The 16,095-nt window shown below is 34.3% G+C and carries 11 protein-coding genes; 7 read left to right on the forward strand and 4 right to left on the reverse strand.

From position 1 onward, the window contains the following. Positions 1-79: 79 nt before the first annotated feature. Positions 80-166 carry a hypothetical protein gene (locus VIO64_RS05655; RefSeq protein WP_331916247.1) on the reverse strand — a complete coding sequence of 29 codons (87 nt, stop codon included), beginning with the start codon at positions 164-166 and terminating at the stop codon, positions 80-82. 121 nt (positions 167-287) lie between these two features. Here VIO64_RS05655 and VIO64_RS05660 point away from each other — a divergent pair, with 121 nt between their 5' ends. Continuing rightward, on the forward strand, positions 288-455 hold the full coding sequence (locus VIO64_RS05660) for a hypothetical protein (protein WP_331916042.1): 168 nt from the start codon (positions 288-290) through the stop codon (positions 453-455). A gap of 1,331 nt (positions 456-1,786) precedes the next feature. Beyond that, on the forward strand, positions 1,787-2,335 hold the full coding sequence (locus VIO64_RS05665) for a hypothetical protein (RefSeq protein ID WP_331916044.1): 549 nt from the start codon (positions 1,787-1,789) through the stop codon (positions 2,333-2,335). Positions 2,336-2,665: 330 nt separating this feature from the next. On the opposite strand, the gene VIO64_RS05670 is transcribed toward VIO64_RS05665, so the two are convergent. Together VIO64_RS05670 and VIO64_RS05675 are read right to left on the reverse strand one after the other, a co-directional pair. After that, positions 2,666-2,938 carry a hypothetical protein gene (locus tag VIO64_RS05670; protein WP_331916046.1) on the reverse strand — a complete coding sequence of 91 codons (273 nt, stop codon included), beginning with the start codon at positions 2,936-2,938 and terminating at the stop codon, positions 2,666-2,668. A gap of 394 nt (positions 2,939-3,332) precedes the next feature. Next, on the reverse strand, positions 3,333-3,950 hold the full coding sequence (locus VIO64_RS05675; RefSeq protein WP_331916048.1) for a hypothetical protein: 618 nt from the start codon (positions 3,948-3,950) through the stop codon (positions 3,333-3,335). Positions 3,951-4,541: 591 nt separating this feature from the next. Between VIO64_RS05675 and VIO64_RS05680 the strand changes: the two genes are divergently transcribed. The 5 genes from VIO64_RS05680 to VIO64_RS05700 all read left to right on the forward strand — a co-directional run bounded on the left by VIO64_RS05680 (position 4,542) and on the right by VIO64_RS05700 (position 10,713). After that, a complete protein-coding gene (locus VIO64_RS05680; protein WP_331916050.1) occupies positions 4,542-4,823 on the forward strand; it encodes a hypothetical protein in 282 nt (93 codons plus the stop codon). Positions 4,824-5,218: 395 nt separating this feature from the next. After that, on the forward strand, positions 5,219-5,683 hold the full coding sequence (locus tag VIO64_RS05685; RefSeq protein ID WP_331916052.1) for a helix-turn-helix transcriptional regulator: 465 nt from the start codon (positions 5,219-5,221) through the stop codon (positions 5,681-5,683). 368 nt (positions 5,684-6,051) lie between these two features. Next, the gene (locus VIO64_RS05690; RefSeq protein WP_331916054.1) at positions 6,052-6,981 is read left to right on the forward strand and encodes a MoxR family ATPase; all 930 of its coding nucleotides are present in this window, start codon (positions 6,052-6,054) and stop codon (positions 6,979-6,981) included. Between the two features lie 53 nt (positions 6,982-7,034). Next, positions 7,035-8,327, forward strand: a complete 1,293-nt coding sequence (locus tag VIO64_RS05695; RefSeq protein WP_331916056.1) for a DUF58 domain-containing protein — start codon at positions 7,035-7,037, stop codon at positions 8,325-8,327. 55 nt (positions 8,328-8,382) lie between these two features. Next, positions 8,383-10,713 carry a transglutaminase-like domain-containing protein gene (locus VIO64_RS05700; RefSeq protein WP_331916058.1) on the forward strand — a complete coding sequence of 777 codons (2,331 nt, stop codon included), beginning with the start codon at positions 8,383-8,385 and terminating at the stop codon, positions 10,711-10,713. Positions 10,714-10,783: 70 nt separating this feature from the next. Here the strand turns inward: VIO64_RS05700 and VIO64_RS05705 are convergent, their stop codons facing one another. Continuing rightward, on the reverse strand, positions 10,784-15,973 hold the full coding sequence (locus VIO64_RS05705; RefSeq protein WP_331916060.1) for a protein kinase domain-containing protein: 5,190 nt from the start codon (positions 15,971-15,973) through the stop codon (positions 10,784-10,786). Positions 15,974-16,095: the final 122 nt, after the last annotated feature.

Genomic DNA, 16,095 nt, shown 5'->3' on the forward strand with positions numbered 1-16,095 from the left:
TCATTTTGGCTTGGCTGGAATTGACCTCAAGCACCTGTCCGATCTCCATAATCAAAATATTTTCCTGTGTCATACCTAACTACTGCACAAGATTAATATGCTGTTTCAAGTGCTTGTATTCACCATGGACATGAATGAAGTACTTAGGTCTGACAAGTTGATGCATCAACTTAAGTCCTTCCTCACGCGTGTGACCAGATAAATGAATATCAGTGTATGCCAATAATAAGGAAAATAAATCTGACAATCATATTTTTATGTGTTACTATGTATATGAGGTGAATAATTTGAAAGAAAATTCATGGTATGATTTTGAAAAGCTCTCCGATGATGCGAAAAAAATTTTTCTAATTCGCATGAAGCCTATTGCAGAAAGAACAGGAAGAACCGATTTAATTCTATATAATAAGTATGCCGAGCAGTTTGGACTACTAAAAATCAAACCTTTTTCCTGAGATATAAAGAAGTGCGGGGAAAACTGAGCCATAAGGCTCTTTTTTCTAATGCATAGGAAAGTTTAATTTTACCTTAATATACCACTTTCAGTTAAATACATTTCAAGATAGTTCACCTTAATGCTTTTAGCAGTCTAGGAATACCCAAGCATAAATAGGAAATGCCAATTTTTATATCACTTAGAAATGCAGGTGGAGCAAAAAAAGCAGCAGATGAAATAATAGCATTTGCACGTGTAAATAAAGTGAAATAGACCTTGAATGAGGAATAAAAGGTGGCCAATGTAGGCCTAATGGGAGCATAGCTGTAACCAAGGGCAAAGTAAATTTTAAAATCAGCCATATCAATGCTTTGAAGCATATAAAGCAAATTTAAGATTTATAAAAAAGGCAATCTGCGAAAAAGGCTATTTTACTACCTTTCAGATCTACCTTGCCCCTAATGACACGGTTGCTCCCATTAGGCCAATTTCTATAAACAACCATTTTTTTACACTCACTTTGCAGTATAACAGTATAAGAGGTTTTCCCCTTTCACTAGGCCTATAGGTAAAACGCCATCTTGCTTCCAATTATTGTCTTAGCGTGGGTTTTATCGGAAATGTTGGCGGGACTCCTAAAATAAAACTATTATAATCAAACGTAACATCAATAAATCTATTTTATTTATACCTATTAAAATTCTAGTCTCTTAGAAATCCACTATATTACCATTCCATCCCATATTGCCAATATGTTATTATTATGATATTATAACATGCTGGCATTTATTAATCGATATACTGAGAACCAAATGCTGAATTAGGCTTTTAGCCAATATTACATTATGAATTATGTAAATTTATTTTTACCAATATTATTAAGGTTTTTTAATTATTTGTAATATAAGGTATGTACCTTGCATATAGCCCATTCATTTAGTAATACTTGTGCTGTAATATCCTATTTACTTGGTAAATGGAAGAGTCTTGGCTCTTCTTTTTTATTTGCCTCGTGTATTGTTAAATGAAAGGAGAAAATATAATGTTTAATTTCAAATCACTGGTATGCTACAATTGCAAATCAGTAATGTTTAATCTTCCTGATATGGAAGTCACAAAATTAAATGGTCTGAGGTTCAGGTGTGAATGTTGTGGATATGTGAATTTGCTAAGTGAATTTAAAACTATCGATAGTAATTTACCTTTCAACAGCATTAACATTCAAGTCCAGCTTGGATTACAAGATGGTTGCATATAGCTGTTTTACTTCTCTGAAGCAGTGACAAAGACTACATCCTTGGTATGACCAGCCTGGATATTGGAAAAAATATAACGAAAGGTGGTTTTATAATGAATAGAGATATACTTAACAAATTAATAAGCAAAGCCGTCGAAATGGCCTTGGCAAACAATTGGGGAGAAAATTCGTTCAAAATAAACAAAATGATTCTGAAAATGGATAACAACAACTCTGCTGCTTGTACCAGGCTTGCAAAATATTTTAAGCTGCATGATAATTTTGAAGAAGCCAAAAAAATGTACTCCAAAGCCCTAGGGATTGATCCTAATAATCGGGGTGCAATAAACAACCTGTATGAGATAGAAAAGAATGAAAATGAGAAAGAATTTCTTGATAAGTTAACAACTAGCCGTGAGGCAAGTGATGCAGCCAGCTCACTATATAAAAAAGGTAAGTATCAACTTTCAATAAAGTGTTTATTAAAAGCTTACAAGATTGATCCCCTTATAAAGTATGCTGTTAGACTTGGGAAAATATATAATAGAATCGGTAAGTATGATGAAATAAAAAAGCTGCACACACAGCTTTTGGATATGAATCAATCTCCTCAAAATATTGATATAATAAATTCTGAGTTCAAGGTATTATTGCAACGATAAAAAGTAAGAAATAATTTATATAAAAAGTGAACCATCTCAGAATTAAACAACAGTCGCCTATTTAAGTATAGAGACTGTTGTAGTTGTTTATTATTGTATTTTCATTTTATTCATTATAGGCCTAGTGAAAGGGTAGCTGTCATTATCTTAACTTGTGAAATCAACATCTTGACTATAATGTTATCCTGTTTTTACTAATACATTATAATCATTTATAACCTTGCTATTAACAAAATAAAGTACATCCTTGGAATCTTCAATTAATGCTTCAACAGAGCTGGTTACTTCTTCTACTACATTTTGTACTTTTGAAACAGTATTCTTTGAGTCTTATGCAAGCCTACGTATTTCATTTGCAACAACCGCAAAGCCTTTTCTGGCTTCACCTGCTCTAAATGTTTGTGACAAAATGCCCTGGTGAAATTCTGAAGCGGTGATTAAGGATGCTGCTTTTGATGAGGCCAAAAAGATTCTTTCAGAATGCGGATGGAAAGATTCGCAGCTTTGAGGATGATTTGCTTGATGAACAGCAATGGCATCAGAAGCCATACCCAATGTCTTAAATGTAGGTGATACACTGACATACAATGTCTCAATTGTCAAGACAAATTTTTTGTTCCTCTAAGTTAGGTCTCCCTTCTTTGTTTGTAATGTATCATTTTTAACAATACTTGTATGTTTTTTCTTTCTCTTTGTAGTAATGTTCTATGCAGATAATTTCATTAGAAGCCAAGTTGTTTATGATTATTCATTAACAAATGTAGCATATAGTTTTCCATACTAGGCCTAATGGGAGCATCTGTGTTCTCTACTGAAGGGTAATTCTGAAAACTGCTATATCAATGCTTTTAAGTTTTAGTTTAGCATAGCAAATTCTTCAATAATTAATTAAGAAATTTCTAAAACCTCAAAGACGTAGATTTAAGCTACTTTTAAACTATACTTTTCAGTAGAGAGCATCTATGCTCCCATTAGGCCTTTATAATATTTTCTTTCCTTAAAATTTTTTGTGAAAGCTGTCTGGTGTATCTTCTTCTAAAACAATATGTTCCAAATTAACTTTTCTGTTATCTAATGTATTTAGATTAATTGCATTGGTTATTTGGTTATCAACTGTTTGCATAACAAATCTATTGAGGAATATCCTTCCACCAGGTGTATTTGCAACAGCAAATGGTTGTTTGTTAATTTTGTGGCAAACCCAACGGTAACCGGTTCCAATTACTCTTTCCAGGTCTTCTTTATCAATAAGAGTTTTTCCGTTTTCCTTTCCATATTTATCTCGTAAAATGATGGCGATAGTATCTTTATTGAATTCTGTATAGTCATTTACCTTATCTTGCTTGTATAATTCCAAATTACATCTTCTGTTATCGAGGGTATCTCCATTTAAGTGGCGAATAGGTGCTTTGGTGTGGACACTCATTAAAAATGATTGTAGGGTTTGTTTTACGATTTGTTTTTTACCACCCACAGTTTCTTCGTGTTTAGATTGTACCAGGTAGTTATTAAAATCTTTATGCCACTGGGCAAACCAAGGACCTTTCTCCAAAACTCCTTTTAAGTCTTCAGCATCTATTATAGTATTAATAGTAGTACCATCTTTTTTTTGCAATTTTATGTATGCAACTTTCCCTTCAGTTTCATATTCATTTGTTTTTATTTTTGTATAGTTTGCTTTTATAAAAAAGCACCTCTTTTCTTATATATATTTATTTATTATAGCATGTTACTTAACAGTGGTATAATAAATATATTTTATTAATAAAACGAGATACATGGCTATAGCTTGTATTACAAAAATGCTTCGGTTACGATAATGGATGGAATTTACTATGATAATGTTTACCATGTTAAGGATTCATTACAAAAAGCCTTTAATTGCTTGGACTATTTCAATATTCTTCCTTATCGGTACTATGGTAATTTTTAAAATTCCAATGAATGTTATTAAATAAGGGGCTAGCAAGATTCGTGTAAAATACCCAAAAAGCTAACTAGCTAGTATATGTTTTACGGGTACAGCCGAGATACGGTTAAAAATGGCCAATAGCAAGAAAATTATTACTGTTTTCGGTAAAATAAAAACCAAGCACTGCGGAACTTAAAAAAACACGCATAAAATGGAAAATCCATTGCAAGCACCCCATTAATATAATACCCTTTTAGGTGACTAGACTAAAGGGGCAAAGAAAGGATGCTGACAATGGAACAAATATATCGTATCAAAAATATGAGCAAATATGAAGGTAAAAGCTTAAGAAAAATTTCAGAAATAACAGGACATGATTTCTCAACAGTAAAAAAATATGTTGAAAAGGAAGACTTTAACCAAGAGATTAAACCCAAAAGAAAGCGTACAAGTAGGCTTTCACCATATAAAAGCATAGTAACTACCTGGCTGTTAATGGACCTGAATGCACCTAGGAAGCAACAGCATGAAACCCTGCTTCCCACAGAAAGGAGCACCTTTATATTATCGCCTTAAAAGCATCAAAGCATTTTTTATAAAAATTCAGAGTATTATTAAAAACTGTGCCCATAGATATATAAACAACTTTATGTCCTTTTAGTAGATTAAATGGAAAATCTAATTCTTCATCTATGTCTGTAATTATTGGTGCAACAAATTTAAATGACGGATATAAAGAGTCTGAATCAGGCTGAAAGTATTTTGAAGTAAATACTATATTTAAATCACCCTTATTAAAAAATGTTTCAAAAATACCATAAACTCCTTTGAAGAGAAGTTAAATATTCATATGTATAACGAATTAAAAGTCGATACCAAGGTTTTCGGTATAGTATAACCAATATAAATATGTTAATACTTATAACATATTTAAAATAATCTTACATTATTAATAAGAGGTAGTAGTATTTATGGCAGTATTAGCAGAGAGACTAAAACTCTTAAGAAAAGAAAAAAATCTTTCACAAAAGGATTTAGGAGAAGCTTTTGGGATACCAAGAACAAGTATTGCAAATTGGGAATCAAGAGGCAGTGATCCAGAGTTGAAGACAGTAATTAAAATAGCCGATTTTTTTAATGTCTCACTTGACTACTTATTAGGACGTTCTAATATAAGAAATTATAAATTTACAGAAAGTCTAGCATTAACAGTTGCTAATTTGACTTCCAATGATCCTGAACTTGAAAGGTTTTTTTCTATTATTAATGAAAGAGTGGAACTTAAATTATTAGTAAAGCAAATGAAGGATATGGATTCTTGCACAATTATGAAATGGTCTAAAATCATTAGTACTGTAGAAGAAGAATGTTCAGAATGTTTACGCACCAATTCTAATGTTGAGTTTCCCGAACAAAGAGTGCATAGCAGCAACTGATGAAAATCCATGCGAACTTTTCGAAACAATAGAATTCCCATTTGACGAATTCAGCCCTCCACAGAAATTTGATTTCCCTGGAGCGTTAGAAACAGAAAAAAATATGATGCAGGGATTTGGGATGGATGATTAGTAATATTGATTAGGTAATGGGGGATAGCGTTTGCTATCCCTTATTGCTTTTACTGCTGCTTTTACGAAGTACCTGTTGTTTGATAGAGTTATTTATAAGGTTGTACAAAATTAGGTTGGACAAGATTTAGTACCCATAAGTTTATGTAATAAATAATATAATAAAATCATTTTATTGGTTATTAACTGATGGTATAATATTTTATAAAGTCATAATTATAAGGAGCATAGGAATAATGAACAACAGTATAAAGGTTTTGCTTGATAACATTGAGAAGATAATAGTCGGTAAAAGGCCGGTATTGGAACAACTTGTTACAGCACTTTTATGTGATGGGCATGTTCTGATTGAAGATGTTCCAGGTGTTGGAAAGACACAAATAGTAGGGGCTCTAGCACGATCGGTAAACGGTATTTTTAATAGAATCCAATTTACTCCTGATGTAATGCCATCTGATGTTATGGGATTCTCCATGTTTAACCCATCTACAAGGGAGTTTGAATATAAGGAAGGAGCTGCCATGTGTAATTTTCTTCTTGCTGACGAAATTAACAGGACATCTCCAAAAACCCAGTCAAGTCTTCTAGAAATAATGGAAGAATTTCAGGTTACAGTTGATAGGAAAACTTACAGCTTGCCGCGACCATTTATGGTACTTGCAACTCAAAACCCTGTAGAATGCTTTGGTACATATCCTCTTCCCGAGGCACAGATGGATAGATTTTTCTTGAAGCTAACAATAGGGTATCCAGGAAGGGAAGGCGAAATGGTAATCCTGGACAGGTTTGGAAGCAGCAATCCTGCATCAGATTTGAAGGCTGTAGCAAGTACAAGCGATATACTGGATCTTCAGGAGCAGGTAAAAAGGGTTAGAGTAGAGCCTATACTTAAGGAGTATATTATAGATATTGTTGAGGAAACTCGAAAAAGCTCTGAGGTTATACTTGGTGTAAGCCCCAGAGGAAGCCTTAACCTGTATAGGGCAGCAAAAGCGTGGGCATTTATAAAGGGAAGGGAATATGTGGTTCCCGATGACATACAGCAAATGGCTGTACCGGTCCTGGCACACAGGATAATAATGGGATCTGGAGCAAAAATGAAAAATGTAACCGCTGCTGATGTTGTTAGCAGCTGCATGAAAAATGTGAAAGTGCCTGTATTATAATTATTTATTATTTTACCTTTATCAACATAATTTAAAAGTAAAGGATTGGAAACATGAGAAATTTTATTGTTTACATATCTATGGGTGTTTTCCTTTATCTTTATTCCTATTTTCTAGGCGGGGACAACACTATGCTTATGCTCTACATGCTGATCTTCGCTCTATTTATTTCAGTCATTCTTACGATTCCTCTCAAGGGAAGGATTACGTTTTCCATTGATGCCCCTACAGTTGAGGTTGAAAAAGATGGAGTTGTAAAAGTTAACTTTCATATTCACAATAAATCCATACTACCTGTCCCTTTTATCGATGTATCGTTTATTAAAAGTGAGAATTTTACTATTTCTTCGCCCTCCGACATACGATTTTCTCTGGGATCAAAAGTGAAAAAAACCATATCGATAGAGTACTGTGCCAAAACCCGGGGAGTAAGCAGAATTGGTGTGGAAAGTGTATTTATTAAGGATTATCTTGGATTCTTTCGTATCAGACTGACAAAGGGCATTGATTTAAGCACAATGTGTGGAGAAATTACTGTTATACCCAGACTATACAGTATTAATCTTAATAGCAAGATAATGCAGAACACAGCACTTGCGTTGATGCCTGAAGATACTAATTTGACCACAAGCAGCATGATATTTACCAGTGGAGAGCCTGGATATGAATTCAGAGAATATGCAGCGGGTGATCCCCTTCACAAGATCCACTGGAAGCTATCGGCCAAAAAAGATGTCCTAATGGTACGAAAGGATGAGGGAAGAGGTATACCAAAGAAATGCCTTATAGTGGACCCTTGTCTTGTAAAATCCGTTGAGGGTGAAAAGGGTAATTTTATAACAAGGTTTTTTAACAGGCCAAAGTCTGAAAAAAATGAAGATGCAATATACATTGAAGAAAAAATTCTTGAAGCAATGCTTGCTGTAGCAAATGGTACCGTATCAACAAACAGCGAATCGGACATCTGGCTTTACGAAGAAGGTCAATGGAAGATTTATTCAGTAAATGAAAAAAAGAACATAGGGGAATTGCAGAACCGATTGGCGGCTTACTATTTTATTGATAAAAATGATTTAACGGGAGAATTCCGGCTCCCTATAGAAAGCCTTATGGCGCAAAAGAAGAACAGTCGTAATTTCAGCGGCGGAGAGATTATTGTTTTTACGGGCCTTGTTGATGAAAGCCTTATGGAGGCTGTTGGCCAATTAAACTTTAACAAATACTATGTGAACCTGGTCTCTGTTATAAATATGGATAACCAAGCTGGCAGGGTGAAGGTTGATCAGACAGATCAAGGAACAATATATGAGGTTCCTATGGGAATGGATCTTTCAGAAGCGTTTTAGCTGTCGCGAATATAGAATTTACTGGTGTAGATTTGGGGAAAGGAATACTGAAAGTATGAAGGATAAAATTTTGGAATTAAAGGAAAGCCTATTTCCGTTGATGTTTTCAGTTTCACTTACACTGTGGACTGTAGATTCGATTTTTGGGGCAAATGTTATTCTAACCCTTTTAATATCGCTAGTCGTAAACAGCATGCTTTTCATGGCTCTTAGTAATTTGAAGGAAAAGGGGTCAAGTGGAGGGCTGCTTTTTATTCTTGGCTCCCTGGTATATTTTTCAGCAGCAATTCTTATATTAATGAGTACAGGATATTCACAGGGAGGCCGTTTTCTTGGCTGGCTTTTGTCCCAGTCGGATAACGGAGTTATGATACCAGGATACTGGATAGGAACCCTTCTTATATCAGCCTACATGTTCTCTACAACAGTTTATTATTTCACAGCAGTAAGCTTCAGGATATGGGTGTTATTCCTTGTAGGGTTTATTCCATTTTTGTTTTATTCAGCAAAATCGGATAAGGAAATATCTATCCCGTTTTTAATGTTTGCGGTATTTTTCTTTTCACTTTGTGTTGAGAGAGCCAGGAATAAGACTGTAAATAAAGCAAGGTTTGAGTTTATACGGAATCCGTCATATATTGCAGCTATGTTCCTGTTTCTTTTATTGACCACAGTGTTTGCAATTATAGCTCCCAAGCCTTATACTGTACCTCAAATTGTTTATCTGGATGCAATAATTAGTCAAACCATACAGCCCTTTGGTAGTGCGATGCAAAACGCAATCCAGAACCAGAATAATTTCAGGCTTTTTAACCCTATGAGTTTAAAGAAAGAAAGTTTTATCACATCTGCCGGGGTACCTGTAGGAAACAGAGTCCTTTTTGAGGTAGAAGCAGATGAGCCTCTGTATTTAAGGGTTCAGAGCTGGGATAAATATGAGAACAATCGCTGGTCCATAGGCGATGAATATATGGAAAATGAAGAAAGTTTTGAATTTTACTCGAATAAGCAGGGATATATAAATAGTTTTACTGCTTTATTAAATTACTACGAGAATAAGCCAAAAGTACCTGCTGAGCTTAAGGTTTTTGATGATGTTTATAATTATAGGTCTTCTCCTATGGAAGAAAAAAAGGCAGTAATTACTCCAAAGACTGCATTTTCATCATCATATCTAACCCCACCAGGAGTTGTTTCTGTTACAAATAATAGAAAAAGCTATTATACATTTTCCATTTTAGAAAATTTAATATGCAAGAGTAGGAACCGGCCATTACTGGATGATGCTTATACAGTAAGCTATATTTCTCATAATATGCTCCCTGCTACAAGAGAATTTCAGGCGGTGAAATTATTAAAAGAGGATATAGTTGAATCTCTGGTTAAAAAAGATAATTTAAATATCATTGTGAAGGATAGTAAAGAAAACACGGATCTGCTTGTGAAGCTGCTCTATTCTGCCGATGATTATAATGCTGCATCCAGGTATTATACCGGACTACCGGATAATATGCCTGAAAGGGTCTATAACTTGGCGGAAAAGATTACAAAGGGAAAGAACAGTGATTATTTAAAGGCATTGGCCATACAGAATTACTTTCATTCATCGGGCTATAAATATAGCCTTAAACCTCCAAGGATCTCTAGGAATATGGATTATAACGATTTTTTTCTGTTTGAAAGCAAGAAAGGGGTTTGTGTTCAGTTTGCTTCATCCATGGTTATTCTTGCAAGGGCTGCGGGACTTCCGGCCAGATACGTTGAAGGCTATGTGGCGAGGGAGTTGGACCCTGTAACGGGTAAATACATGGTAAGGGACAAACACGCTCATGCGTTTCCTGAGGTTTTTATTGCAGGATACGGCTGGATGGTATTTGAACCCACTGTAAGTGCTGAAGATACAACAGAGGAAATCATAGCGTTCTTTAAAGGTGTGGGTGAGAGTATCGGTGCCTTTATAAGCTTTTTCATTGGGTTTTTCACAGGCCTTCCCATGTGGTTCAAAATATTTTCTATACCATTAGGCCTTATGTCTGTAATAGCTGCAATCAGGGTTTTTATATTATTCAGGAAAATCATGTGGAAAAGGCGTATCTCAAGATCAAGTTGCAAGGACTCCTTAGAGGGCATATTCGGCCGAATTACCTGTTTACTTGCTAAAGCAGGAATGGGGATAAAGAGTTATGAAACACCCTCAATTTATTCAATTAGGGTATCTCAAGAGGCTGGGCTTGATATTGGAAACATTTCTGAAGTATTTAACAGGTCCAGGTATGGAGGGATTAATCCCACAAAAGATGATATTAGGATGGCTATGGAAATTTTCAATGAGATTGAAAAGGATGTAAAGAGAAGGATTGGGTTTATAAGATCAATTTTGATTTGATAAGATTTATATTGAATCATGAACAAAAAAAGCCGCCAGGATTATCAGACGGCTTCTTTTGTTAACCACTTTAATATATTTCTTCAAAAACAAAAAACTTTTCATCAACCTCTGAATTTCTTTTTAAACTTGTCAGATACTTCTGTATTTCCTCCTTGCTGTATTTCCCCAAGTTTTGGAGATTGACATGAATTGCACGGTTTCGTCCTCTTTCTTTCGCCTTATACATGGCAAAATCACTTATATTTATGGTGTGTTCAAGGGTAAAGAATTCTGATAATTCCGGCTCAAAGGGTAAGAAAGTGCACCCTATTGAGCATGTTACAAATATTTTTTGACCTTCCACCAATTCTATAGGAGTTTGGCTTACAATATCCAGTACTTTTTTAGAAAATACTTTTAAGTATTCTATTTTGGTTTTGTTAAGTATGATTAAAAACTCCTCACCACCCCAGCGAATTATATAGTCATCATCCCGTATGAGGTTTTTCAGAACCTTTGTTATTTTGACAAGTACTTCATCTCCTGTTGCATGACCATATGTATCGTTGACATTCTTAAAAAAGTCAAGATCGATTAGATATACACCTATAACATTATTTCCAATGCTCAAATCTCTCTTTTGCCTGTTAAAATAAATAGCTGCTTTGGATTTTACAAAGCTCTCAGACAAGCCTGATATATACTCATAAACATAGCGCCTGTTATGCAGCCTTGTAAGAGGGTCGTGCAATGCTAACTCTTTTAGCTCTTTATTTGCAAGTTCCAGCTGATGGGTCCTTTCCCTGACCTTTCCTTCCAAATTCTCATAAAGCTGTGCGTTTTCGATAGATATTGATATTTGGGAGGATAGAATTTTCAATGTTTCTATCCTCTCAATTGTAAATACATTTTCCATAAGGTTGTTTTCCAAGTAAATAATGCCCTTTAGATCATTCTGGTAAACTATTGGCATACACAACACTGATTTGGTTTTGTTTTCAGAAATATATTTGCTATTTTGAAAATTTGGATTGTTTGAAGCATTATCCAAAACAATATTTTCTCTTGTTCTGACTATATACTGAACTATTTCAGGGCAAAAGTCAGAGCTTTCATTAAAAGGAATAGAATTCATAACCTGAATTTCTTCAGAATCCTTGGGTTTTAATGCCTCTACAAAAAGATTGCTATTTGTGTCGTGCTTTAAAATCAAACAACCGGATTGTGCACCTGCGTTTTCAATGATTGTATTCATAAGAACTTTTAGCAGTTTGTCTATCTTTATTTCACTTGAAATTGCCTGTGTAGATTTTAGTATTGATCCTAGGTCTAGAGATAAGGCTTCAGTAAACTTAGTGTTTATATGTTTTTTATTGGGGCTTGCATATTTTAAATTTAGTTTATTGAAATCGGTAAAAAACCTGGTATATTGTTTTTCCAAAAGTCTTATTTTAGCAAAAGCTCCCCATTGTGAGTAAAAGTAATATGCTTCTTTTATATACACCTTTCCGATAAATTCTTCATTTCTACTAATCCAGAATTCTCCGATTAATTCATTAATAAGTGCCTTCATGTGGATAAAGTCCCCAGGATTTATGGAATCTAATGCGTCTTTGTATAGAGACATTATTATTTCAAGGGGCTCTTTTTGAATTTTTGCAAACTCTGCACATACTATTCGGTACTTATGTGTAAAGTTAGATGGGCTGTTTTCAGACCAAACTTTTAATTTTTCTATATTTTCTAAAACTGTTTCAAGCATAATATTTCTTTCATGTTGGGATGCTTCTTCATATTTTTTTACAAGCATCAAGGATTGAAACATATAATAATCAGGCATTGGAAAGAGGCCTGTTCCGCCCGTCAAATAAGGTTGGGTGAACGAATTCCATCTATCTGCAGCCTCAATGTCTCCAAGAATAAAATTTAACATTATATTACACTGGCCAAAAAGGCACAAAAGCCAAATGTTTTGGGACTGGATAGCATCCTCTAATAAGAAGTTTTCATTCTCATAGTTATATGTTGATTGTAGCTGTTTTATGGTGTGAACAAAAATTTTGACAGAAGGTTCCAATAACGAAATATTTACTTCTTTAAAAAACTTAAGCACTTTGTCGGCTTCAGATCTGCAATCATTGAGGTTCTTTCCTGAATAAAGAATCAGGCTTAACTTATGGGTACAGGAATAAACGGCGTGTTCCATATCACCTGTTTCCAAAGCACTTTTAATGCACATGTCGAAATAATTCAGGCTCTCAGAGTAGTGGGCTCTCCAGTGTGAAATAAACGTAGCAAATATAAAATAACAGCCTGCTTTAAAGGGTTCGGCATTAAGCTTTTTTAGAAGTGCAAAGCTAGCCTGTCCAAACCTATAACCCGCTTCGAAGTTACCCATTAATGAGCCTTGTACTATTCCGTATTCTGCAAAGTTTTTACATGATACTTCAGTAATTCCGTGAGATAATGCCATCTCAAGCATAGTAAGTTGTACCAAAAAGTTTAGAGGAGGATAGTACTGGAAAGCAGCAGGCTGTACTTGAAAAAACAGTTTCATTATCATAATATTATGTGCATCAGTCATTATGGGGAGATTTACCAAATTTTCTACCTGTGGTTCACTTAAATAAGCTTGCATTTTATTTATTCTTTCAGCAAGCCTGATATTTATTTCCTCTGTATCTACCGGCAAATTAACACCCAGTATATTAAGCCCATTTCTAATTTCGTCAATAACTACTGCTTTCCTTTCCCCTCTATTATCAAGTATCTTTGCTTTAAGTGAAACGACACGGGCTTTATCAATATCGTTTGAGGTAACATCAAATAAATTGCTACAAAGCTCAAATGCTTCCCCCATATTACCAGCTAAAAAATTTGATTCAGCAAACTCATAAGATAATTCAAACAGCTTTTCAGGGTAAACCCCCCATTCTTCCTCAGTTAATAAGGTTTTTCCAAATTTAAAATGGTTTTTAGCAATATCGTAAGCAGTGCTAGCTTTAGCTTTCTTTCCTGCTGTGTAATTTAGTTCCATAAGTTTAATACGTTCTTTAATATTTACAGTCAAGTCTTTTGCAATATTTAAATGGTTTACTACCTCAAAGATACTGCTATCCAGGCTATTTTTGCGGCTATATGAATCAAATAGAAACCTTCCGATTTTTTGATGAATTAACAGCTTGTCGTTATCAGGAATCAGTGAATAAGCTGCTTGCTGAATTCTGTCATGGCTAAAACGGAACCTAATATCCATATTGGATTTCATAAATTCCTCTCTGGGCATACGAAGTAATCTGTAATTATTATTTAAAGGTACAATGAGGTCCTTATCAATTATTTCCCATAATGCTTCTGGAATGTATTCAAGCTCGCTGCTTATCATGTAAAGAGTCCTCAGATCGAAGGAATTGCCGATGCATGAGGCTTTTTTAATAATTTCCAAAGAATCAGCAGGAAGCAAATTTAAAGTTTGAATTAAAAATCCTACAACATTATCGCTTATCTGTATTTCATCTATCTCATCCAAGTTCCATTTCCATTGAGCCTCGTTGTCGTCAAACTTAAATACACCCTTTTGATAAAGGGAATTTAACAATTGCCTGGTAAAGAAGGGATTGCCCTTTGTTTTTCTATATATATAGCTTGTGAGAATATATGTATCTGTATAATGGCATTTCAGTGTATCTGCAACCATCTGATTTACTGTATGTTCCGGCAAAGGCTCAAGAAGTATTTGATCGAAAAAATTATTACCCAGCATATCTTTTATTTCTTCAACCATTGACAAAAGTGGGTGTCCTTTTTCTACTTCATTGTCTCTATAGGCTCCAATAATTAATAAATTTCCAACTTCTATTGATGTAAGGATATATTTCAAAAAGTCAGTTGTTGAAAAATCACACCATTGAAGATCGTCTAAAAATATAATAAGTGGGTGTTCTTTATTGGAAAAGACTTTTATGAAATCACGAAATACCATTTGAAATCTGTTTTTCTCTTCGGCAGGATTAAGCTTTGATACTTTAGGCTGTTCTCCTATAATCTGCTTTAATTCAGGTATAAGGTCTGTAATGATTCTGGCATTGGAGCCCAAGGCTTCAATTAAAAGCTCTTTCCACCGTTCTATGTTTTTGTATTGGGATATAATGCTTCTAATTAATTCTTTAAAGGCATGAATTATAGCACTATATGGGTTATTACGCTGAAGCCGATTAAACTTGCCTGATATAAAGTAACCGCCTTTATTTATAATTATTTTATGCATTTCCCTTATGATGGAGGTTTTTCCAATACCTGAATAACCGGATACCAGCAGCAATTTGAGCTCTCTCATATGCAATGATTCTAAAGCTTTAATAAGGCTTGAAAGCTCTTTTTCTCTTCCATATAACTTTTGTGGAATATGAAACTTGCTTGAAAAATCTTTCTGAGCTGTCTCAAAGTTAATAAATTTTTCACGAGAATCCAGGTTTTCCAAGCAGTATTGCAGGTCATATTTTAGACCGTGTATGCTCTGGTATCTGTCTTCAGCATTTTTAGCCATTAACCTCATTATTATATCTGAAATGGCAGCTGGAATTTCGCTGTTAACTATTTTGGGCTCCTTTGGAATTTTTGCTATATGACCATAAGCTATTTCCAGCTCATCTCCGTTAAAAGGAAGTTGGCTTGTAAAAAGCTCATAAAATGTAACGCCAAGAGAATAGAAATCTGATCTGTAATCTATTATTCTATTGACTTTTCCCGTCTGCTCAGGCGAAATATATGGCAATGTTCCCTCTAGAACAGATAAATTTTGTGTTTTTTCGAGTTTAAGATCTGTAGAAATACCAAAATCTATAATCTTCAGTTGATTGGTTTCCATGTTCCACACAATGTTATATGGATTTATATCCTTATGGATAACATTTTGCTTGTGAATTTGCATTAATGCATCAGCAATATCAATAGCAACAGACAGCTTTTCTGCCAAAGTAAAATTATTTGCTTTTAATAGATCAGCTAATGATTTTCCCCCAAAGTCTTCCATAATCATAGCCAAGCTATTATTATAGATATCAAGACTATACATTTTTATTATTTTATTTCCTGACAACCTTTTTGTAATCTCATACTCTCTTCTGAAGCTTTCCAACCTTTCAGCCGTAGGGTATTCGTTGTTTAAAACCTTTATAATAACCTCACTATTGTCAGAAATACTTCTGCCCCTGAAGATTGTTGTATCAGGACTTTTAAATATCTGCTCACCAATTTCATATCCGGATAAATTGATCATAATAAGTTGCCTCCACATTTGATCAAATGGTAAACTATATTAAAATCAAATGTATAGATTAATTGATTTTAATATATTATAAATTTCGGCTGATTGTGAGACTTTAATAACAGAGAAATAGA

The organism is Pseudobacteroides sp., from assembly GCF_036567765.1.
Lineage (GTDB): Bacteria > Bacillota > Clostridia > Acetivibrionales > DSM-2933 > Pseudobacteroides.

What these genes read in the sequence shown, in the direction of transcription:
- VIO64_RS05685 (WP_331916052.1), top strand. Translation starts at nt 5,219, where the DNA reads ATGGCAGTATTAGCAGAGAGACTAAAACTCTTAAGAAAAGAAAAAAAT.
- VIO64_RS05700 (WP_331916058.1), top strand. Translation starts at nt 8,383, where the DNA reads ATGAAGGATAAAATTTTGGAATTAAAGGAAAGCCTATTTCCGTTGATG.
- VIO64_RS05680 (WP_331916050.1), top strand. Translation starts at nt 4,542, where the DNA reads ATGGAACAAATATATCGTATCAAAAATATGAGCAAATATGAAGGTAAA.
- VIO64_RS05695 (WP_331916056.1), top strand. Translation starts at nt 7,035, where the DNA reads ATGAGAAATTTTATTGTTTACATATCTATGGGTGTTTTCCTTTATCTT.
- VIO64_RS05690 (WP_331916054.1), top strand. Translation starts at nt 6,052, where the DNA reads ATGAACAACAGTATAAAGGTTTTGCTTGATAACATTGAGAAGATAATA.
- VIO64_RS05655 (WP_331916247.1), bottom strand. Translation starts at nt 166, where the DNA reads ATGCATCAACTTGTCAGACCTAAGTACTTCATTCATGTCCATGGTGAA.
- VIO64_RS05665 (WP_331916044.1), top strand. Translation starts at nt 1,787, where the DNA reads ATGAATAGAGATATACTTAACAAATTAATAAGCAAAGCCGTCGAAATG.
- VIO64_RS05705 (WP_331916060.1), bottom strand. Translation starts at nt 15,973, where the DNA reads ATGATCAATTTATCCGGATATGAAATTGGTGAGCAGATATTTAAAAGT.